General features: G+C 72.4%; 5 protein-coding genes and 1 pseudogene. 3 read left to right on the top strand and 3 right to left on the bottom strand.

The features are described from left to right. The 3 genes and pseudogenes from ABZS51_RS41885 to mraZ all read right to left on the bottom strand — a co-directional run. A pseudogene (locus ABZS51_RS41885) lies at positions 1–425 on the bottom strand (hypothetical protein); the annotation flags it as partial. Continuing rightward, on the bottom strand, positions 409–1353 hold the full coding sequence (gene rsmH / locus ABZS51_RS41890) for a 16S rRNA (cytosine(1402)-N(4))-methyltransferase RsmH (RefSeq protein ID WP_355453694.1): 945 nt from the start codon (positions 1351–1353) through the stop codon (positions 409–411). The gene rsmH and the pseudogene ABZS51_RS41885, both read right to left, overlap by 17 nt. Positions 1354–1612: 259 nt before the next feature. Continuing rightward, on the bottom strand, positions 1613–2044 hold the full coding sequence (mraZ, locus tag ABZS51_RS41895) for a division/cell wall cluster transcriptional repressor MraZ (protein ID WP_253765269.1): 432 nt from the start codon (positions 2042–2044) through the stop codon (positions 1613–1615). 395 nt (positions 2045–2439) lie between these two features. Here mraZ and ABZS51_RS41900 point away from each other — a divergent pair, with 395 nt between their 5' ends. The 3 genes from ABZS51_RS41900 to ABZS51_RS41910 all read left to right on the top strand — a co-directional run. After that, on the top strand, positions 2440–3498 hold the full coding sequence (locus ABZS51_RS41900; RefSeq protein WP_355453698.1) for a MoxR family ATPase: 1059 nt from the start codon (positions 2440–2442) through the stop codon (positions 3496–3498). Next, the gene (locus ABZS51_RS41905; protein ID WP_355453700.1) at positions 3495–4757 is read left to right on the top strand and encodes a DUF58 domain-containing protein; all 1263 of its coding nucleotides are present in this window, start codon (positions 3495–3497) and stop codon (positions 4755–4757) included. Before ABZS51_RS41900 ends, ABZS51_RS41905 begins: the two co-directional genes overlap by 4 nt. Beyond that, on the top strand, positions 4754–6743 hold a 1990-nt coding region (locus ABZS51_RS41910), incomplete at its 3' end, for a DUF3488 and transglutaminase-like domain-containing protein (protein WP_355453703.1). The genes ABZS51_RS41905 and ABZS51_RS41910, both read left to right, overlap by 4 nt.

Here is a 6743-nt window from a genome sequence, read left to right on the forward strand (position 1 = left end):
GGCGCGGCCGGGGCCGTGCCGCCCGCCGCCATGCCTGCCTGGCCCGTGCCTCCCGGGCCGGTGAGCGTGCGGGTGCCGCTCTTCGGCTGCTGCGGAGGGGCGGGCCTGCGCCTGCTCGCGGCACCGCCCTTGACGCCCCCGCGCGTGGAGCCTGGCCGGGCCCCGCCCGGCCTGGACGCGCCGGGCCTGGGCTCGGGCGGCGTGAGGTCGGGCAGTGTGATCTCGGGCGTGGCGGTGCCCGCGGCGGCCTCACCGGAGGCGGCCGAGCCGGAACCGGACGCCCCACGGCCGGACGGGCCGAGGTCGGACGCGGGCGCGCCGGGCACGGCGGTGCCGGCCGCGGCCGTTTCGGGCGCGCCGGGCTCGAGCACGGTGCCGCGGGCGGAGGCGCGCCGCCTGGTCTCCTGCTCAGTCGTGGTCGTCAACACGGATCCTCTCTGCCGCCCGAAGCCGGGCCGAGGCCGCCCGCGGGTTGCGGGCGAGCTCTTCTTCGCCGGGGAGCTCGGCCCCCCTCGTCACCAGGCGGAACCGCGGCTGGTGTGCCGGCAGCGGGACGGGGAGCCCGGGAGGGCTGGTGTCCCTGGTTCGCGCCGTGAGGACCTGCTTGGTGAGCCGGTCCTCCAGGGAGTGGTAGGAGAGCACGACGACTCGCCCACCGAGTGCCAGCGCGTCGAGGGCCGCGGGCAGCGCCGCCTCCAGGGCGGCGAGCTCCGCGTTGACCTCGATGCGCAGCGCTTGGAAAGTCCTCTTGGCGGGGTTGCCACCGGTGCGCCGGGTAGCGGCGGGAATCGCTTGACGAACGATCTCCGCAAGCCGCTTCGTCGACGTTATGGCCTCCTTGGCCCTTTCCTTGACAATTAGGCCAGCGACACGCGGTGCGAACCGTTCCTCGCCGTAATCGCGGAGGATGCGGGTTAGGTCCCCGGCTGAGTAGGTATTGACCACCTTCTCCGCCGTGAGCTCCTGGTCGGTGTCCATCCGCATGTCCAGCGGGGCGTCATAGGAGTACGCGAACCCGCGCCCGGCCTCGTCCAGCTGCGGCGAGGAGACCCCCAGGTCGAACAGCACACCGTCGACCGTGGCGCGGCCGAGGGCGGGGCCGGTGGCGGCGAGCACCTCGGCGAGCTGGTCGGAGGAGGCGTGGACCAGGGTGGTCCGTTCCGCGTACGGGGCGAGCCTGCGCGTGGAGAAGTCGATCGCGAACGGGTCGCGGTCGATGCCGATCAGGTGAAGTGCGGGATAGGCGGCGAGCAGGGCCTCCGAGTGGCCACCGAGGCCGAGGTTGGCGTCGACGACGACGGGCCGCTCACCGCCCAGCGCCGGAGCCAGCAGCTCCAGTACGCGGTCGAGCATGACCGGAACGTGACCACCCGTACCTGTGGCGTCGTGCATCTCCAACCCCCCTCTCGCGTCCTTTGCTCGCGGATGACGCGGTCGGCGATCCTATCGGCCTTGCCTGGGTCCCCACCCGGTGCCGCCCGGCCAGGTCCCCATCCGCACCCTCTTCGTGGAAGCCCGCCATCTGACACCGGGGAAGGTGCATCAGCTGGCCGGCAGTGGTTGCGGGTGGAGACCTCGCCGAACGACATCTCCGACGGATCAACCGTGACTTCTACAAGATCCCTGGCAGCACCTCCTCCGACAGATCGGCGAACGCCTGCTCCTGTGCGTTGAGGTAGGTGTCCCACGCCTGCGCGTCCCAGATCTCCAACCGGGTGTTGGCCCCGATGACGACGCAGTCGCGTTGCAGGCCGGCGTACTGGCGCAGGCTCTGCGGGATGGTGATGCGGCCCTGCTTGTCGGGGGTCTCGTCGGACGCGCTGGCGAAGAAGACGCGGCTGTAGTCACGCACCGCCTTGGCGGTGACCGGGGCGGTACTGAGAGCCTCGGTTATGCGCTGGAACTCCTCCACGGGAAAAACGTAGAGGCATCGCTCCTGGCCTTTGGTGATCACAAGACCCTCCGCCAGCTCCTCACGGTACTTAGCCGGCAGGAACAGCCGTCCCTTGTCGTCCAGACGCGGTTGATGGGTGCCGAGGAACATCGGCTCCACCTCCCGTGCCTAGTGAAGCGCTCGACGCTGGCGCACCGGCCCTCCACTGCGCACCACCATACTCCACTTCTCCCCACCGTCAACTGATTCAACCCCATGTCGCGGGCCGATCGGCTCGCGTTTTCGCAGGTCAGAGAGGTGGAGTGCGGTGGGGGGCGCGGGGGGCGCGCCGGCCGTGGCGGGCGTGTCGAGGGGGCGGGAAAAGCCGCCGCAGAACGGAACGAGCGCGCGGAGCCACATGCGTGGAGGAAAGTGGGGCGCGCATGGTAGCCCCGATGTCACCGGATTCGCACGGCTATGGCATGAGAACAGGACACTGTCCAAGTTCTCTGGAAAATCAGCAAATGTCGCCCCAGAACCCGCAGCATCGTAGGGTCGTACACACAATGGAAAAGGAACGGCATGGCTCCCGCAATGGCTCCGCCGCCGGCCGGGACGACCGTCGCACTTCTTCTCATGGAGGCCTGGTGGCAGTTACCCATGACGTCCCTCACCAGCTCGAGGAGCTGGTCTCCACCGCGCACCGGATCCGCGAGGCCATCGAGTCGGTCGTCGAGGGCAAGAGCGACGCCGTCCGGCTGACCCTCACCGTGCTGCTCGCCGAGGGTCACCTGCTGATCGAGGACGTCCCCGGCGTCGGCAAGACCATGCTGGCCAAGGCGCTGGCGCGCTCCATCGACTGCCCGGTGCGCCGGGTGCAGTTCACCCCCGACCTTCTGCCCAGCGACATCACCGGCGTCAGCGCCTACAACCAGCAGACGCGCGAGTTCGAGTTCAAGCCCGGCCCCGTCTTCGCCAACATCGTGGTCGGGGACGAGATCAACCGGGCCTCGCCCAAGACGCAGTCGGCCCTCCTCGAATGCATGGAGGAGCACCAGGTCACGGTCGACGGCGTGACGTACCGGCTCGACAGCCCCTTCATGGTGATCGCCACGCAGAACCCCATCGAGATGGAGGGCACCTATCCCCTGCCCGAGGCGCAGCGCGACCGCTTCACCGCGCGCGTCGCGATGGGATACCCGGAGCCGCGCGCCGAGCTGGAGATGCTCGACGTCCACGGCGGCGCCTCCCCGCTGGACAAGCTGGAGCCGGTCGCGACCACCGCCGAGGTGCGGGCGCTGATCGAGGCGGTGCGCGGGGTGTACGTGTCGCAGCCGGTCAAGAAGTACGCGATCGACCTGGTCGTCGCCACCCGCCACTCCCCCGACCTGCGGCTCGGCGCCTCGCCCCGCTCGACGTTGCAGCTCGTCCGCGCGGCCAGGGCACACGCCGCGCTCGCCGGCCGCGACTACGTCATCCCGGACGACCTGCAGGACCTGGCCGTGCCCGTGCTGGCGCACCGGCTGCTGCCGAGCGTCGAGGCCCAGGGCCAGCGCCGTCATCCGGAGCAGGTGGTGACCGATCTCGTCAGGCGCGTGCCCGTGCCGGAGACCAGCGCCTCGTGAGGACGGGGCTGCGGGCGCTGACCGCGCGGGGCCGGTCGTTCCTCGCCTCCGGTGTCGCGGCGCTGGTGATGGCGGTTCTGCTGGGCGAGAACGACCTGTTCAGGATCGGGGTGCTGGTGGCGGCGCTGCCGCTGCTGGCCGCGATGGTGGTGGCGCGCACCCGGTACCGGCTGAGCTGCGCCAGACGGCTGGACCCGGCCAGGGCCGAGGTGGGCGGGGAGGCCACCGTGACCCTGCGCCTGGAGAACGTCACCCGCCTGCCCACCGGCCTGCTGCTCATCGAGGACACGGTGCCGTACGCGCTGGGCGTGCGGCCCCGGTTCGTCCTGGACAAGGTCGAGGCCCGCGGCATCCGCGAGATCGACTACCGGGTCCGCTCCGACCTGCGCGGCCGTTACACGATCGGGCCGCTGTCGGTGCGCATCGCCGACCCGTTCGGGCTGGTGGAGCTGTCGCGCGCGTTCACGATCGCCGACACGCTCGTGGTGACGCCGCAGGTCGTGGCGCTCCCGCACGTACGGCTGTCCGGCGAGTGGACGGGCGGCGGCGACAGCCGCACGCGGAGCGTGGCCGCGGCCGGCGACGACGACGTGGCGCCGCGCGAGTACCGGCAGGGCGACGACCTGCGGCGCGTCCACTGGCGGTCCACGGCCCGGCGCGGCGAGCTGATGGTGCGGCGCGAGGAGCAGCAGTGGCAGAGCCGCGGCGCGCTCCTGCTGGACACCCGCCGCCACGCCCACCGCGGTGAGGGGCCGCGCTCGTCGTTCGAGGTGGCGGTCTCGGCTGCGGCCTCCATCGGCGTGCACCTCGCCCGCGAGGGCCTCGGCCTGCGCCTGGTCACCGACCAGGGCGCCGAGCACCTGACGGACGCGGGCCTGAGCTGGTCGCTGCTGGACACGCTGGCCGTGGTACGGCAGAGCCCGGTCCGCTCCCTGGACATGGCGGTCTCGGCGCTGCGGCAGGGCGGCGGCGACGGGCTGGTCGTGGCCGTGCTCGGGTCCCTCGACCCGGAGGAGGCCAGGGAGCTGGGACGGGTGCGGCACAGCGGCATCACGGGGGTGGCGGTGCTGCTCGACGTGAACACCTGGGACGGGAGCGAGCCCGGCTCGGACGAGGACTACCACGCGGTGGAGACCGTGCTGACCGGCTACGGCTGGCGCATCGTGCGACTGCCCGCGGGCACGTCGATCGCCTCCGTCTGGCAGGCCGCCGCCAACCGCGGCAGATACGCGTTCAGTCCGGCGGGAGGTGCGGCATGAGGTTGTCGGTCGCCGCGGCGGTGGCCACGTTCTGCTCCTCGATCCTGCTCTATCCGCTGTTCGAGGGCGGTTCGTGGTTCTGGGGGACGCTGGGCGCGGTGCTCGCGGTCCTGGCCGCGAGCCTGCTGAGCGGCCGGCTGTCGCTGCCCGCGTGGGCGGCGACGCTGGTGAGCCTGCTCGCGCTGTGGATCTACCTGACCGCGTCGTTCGCCTCGGACAAGGCGTGGGCGCTGGTCCTGCCGACCAGGGCGTCGGCGGTGGAGCTGGCAAGGCTGCTCGCGGCCGGGTGGGACGACATCCAGCGCTTCGCCGCGCCGGTGCCCGCCAACACCGCCATCACGCTGCTGACCTGCGGCGGCGTGGGGCTGATCGCGCTCCTGGTGGACCTGCTGGCGGCGCGGACGCGGCGGGCGGCGCTGGCCGGGCTGCCGCTGCTGGCGCTGGTCACGGTGCCCGCGACGATCCTGTCCGACCCGATCGGCTGGCCGGCGTTCGTGATCGCCGCGTCCGGGTTCCTGGGGCTGCTCATGGCCGACGGCCGGGAGCGGGTGGGCCACTGGGGGCGGGCGGTGCTGGTGCGCCGCACCACCCGCGCGGCCGCCCCCCAGGCCGAGGCCCAGGCCGCGGTCCGCGTGCGGGAGACCGCCGACACGCGGGGGCTGCGGCTGTCGGGCAAGCGGATCGGGTTCGCCGCGGTGGTGATCGCCGTCCTGGTGCCGGCCGCGCTGCCGGTGATGGAGCCGGTGTCGTTCTTCACGTTCGGCGTGGGCGGCAGGGGCCCGGGCGCCGGCAACTCGATCAGCATCGCCAACCCGATCGCGAGCCTGAGAGGCCAGCTGAACCTGCCCGAGCAGCGGGTCGTGCTGTCGTACACCAACAGCGACGACAAGCCTCGCTACCTGCGGATCTATGCGCTCGACACGTTCGACGGCGAGCAGTTCGGCATGACCGATCCGGAGGGCTCGCCGGACAACCGGACCGAGAACGGCCCGCTCCCGCCGCCGCCCGGCCTCCAACCGGGCGTGCCGGTCGCCAACGTGGTGAGCGACATCCAGATCAGCGACGAGATCGCGAAGCTGTCGTTCCTGCCGCTGCCGTACCCGCCGAGGCAGGTCCGCGTGGACGGCGACTGGCGGGCCGACGTGGACACCCTCATGGTCTTCTCGACCAGGGAGGAGGCCGCCGCGGGCCTGGAGTACAAGGTGAGCAGCAGCGAGCCGGTGCCGACCAGCGCCCTGCTCCGGTCACTGCCGCGGTCGACGGCCGGGGTCGACGCCCGCTACCTGCGGCTGCCGGACAACCTGCCCCCCAAGATCCGGGAGCTGGCCCAGGAGATCACGAAGGGCGCCCGCACCCACTACGACGCGGCGGTCAAGCTGCAGGAGTTCTTCACCAGGACCGGGAACTTCACCTACAGCCTGCAGACCCAGGGCCACGGCAACTCGGCGCTGGAGGACTTCCTGCTGCACAGCCGGGCCGGGTACTGCGAGCAGTTCGCGATGTCGATGGCGGTGCTGGCCAGGCTGACGGGCATCCCGGCGCGGGTGGCGATCGGCTACACCGGCGGTACGAAGATCGGCGACCGCTGGACGGTCGGGACGAACGACTCCCATTCCTGGCCCGAGCTGTACTTCGAGGGCGTGGGCTGGCTGCCGTTCGAGCCGACGCCGGCCGGCTCGCGGGGCCAGGGCAGCGCCCGCGTCCCCGCGTACACGGTGCCGCCGCCGGACCCGGTGGGTGACAGCTCCACGCCGTCGCCCGGCGCGACGAGCAGCTCCGCCGACGAGCCCCGGTCGCCGCAGTCGCGGCAGAACCCGCGCCAGCTGGACCGCGAGGCCACCCTGCAGACGGGCATGCTGCCGGCGGAGGAGTCGACGCCGCTGGCCGCCCAGCTGGGCATCGGCGCGGGCGTGCTCCTGCTGCTCCTGCTCGTGCCGGCCGGGCTGCGGCTGCTCGCCCGCGGGCGGCGGCTGCGCCGCCTGGGTC

This window comes from Nonomuraea sp. NPDC005501 (genome assembly GCF_040605905.1).
Classification (GTDB): domain Bacteria; phylum Actinomycetota; class Actinomycetes; order Streptosporangiales; family Streptosporangiaceae; genus Nonomuraea.

Excerpts from the sequence above, each read along its gene's own strand:
- ABZS51_RS41900 (WP_355453698.1), top strand. The coding sequence starts at position 2,440 with ATGGAAAAGGAACGGCATGGCTCCCGCAATGGCTCCGCCGCCGGCCGG.
- mraZ (WP_253765269.1), bottom strand. The coding sequence starts at position 2,044 with ATGTTCCTCGGCACCCATCAACCGCGTCTGGACGACAAGGGACGGCTG.
- rsmH (WP_355453694.1), bottom strand. The coding sequence starts at position 1,353 with ATGCTCGACCGCGTACTGGAGCTGCTGGCTCCGGCGCTGGGCGGTGAG.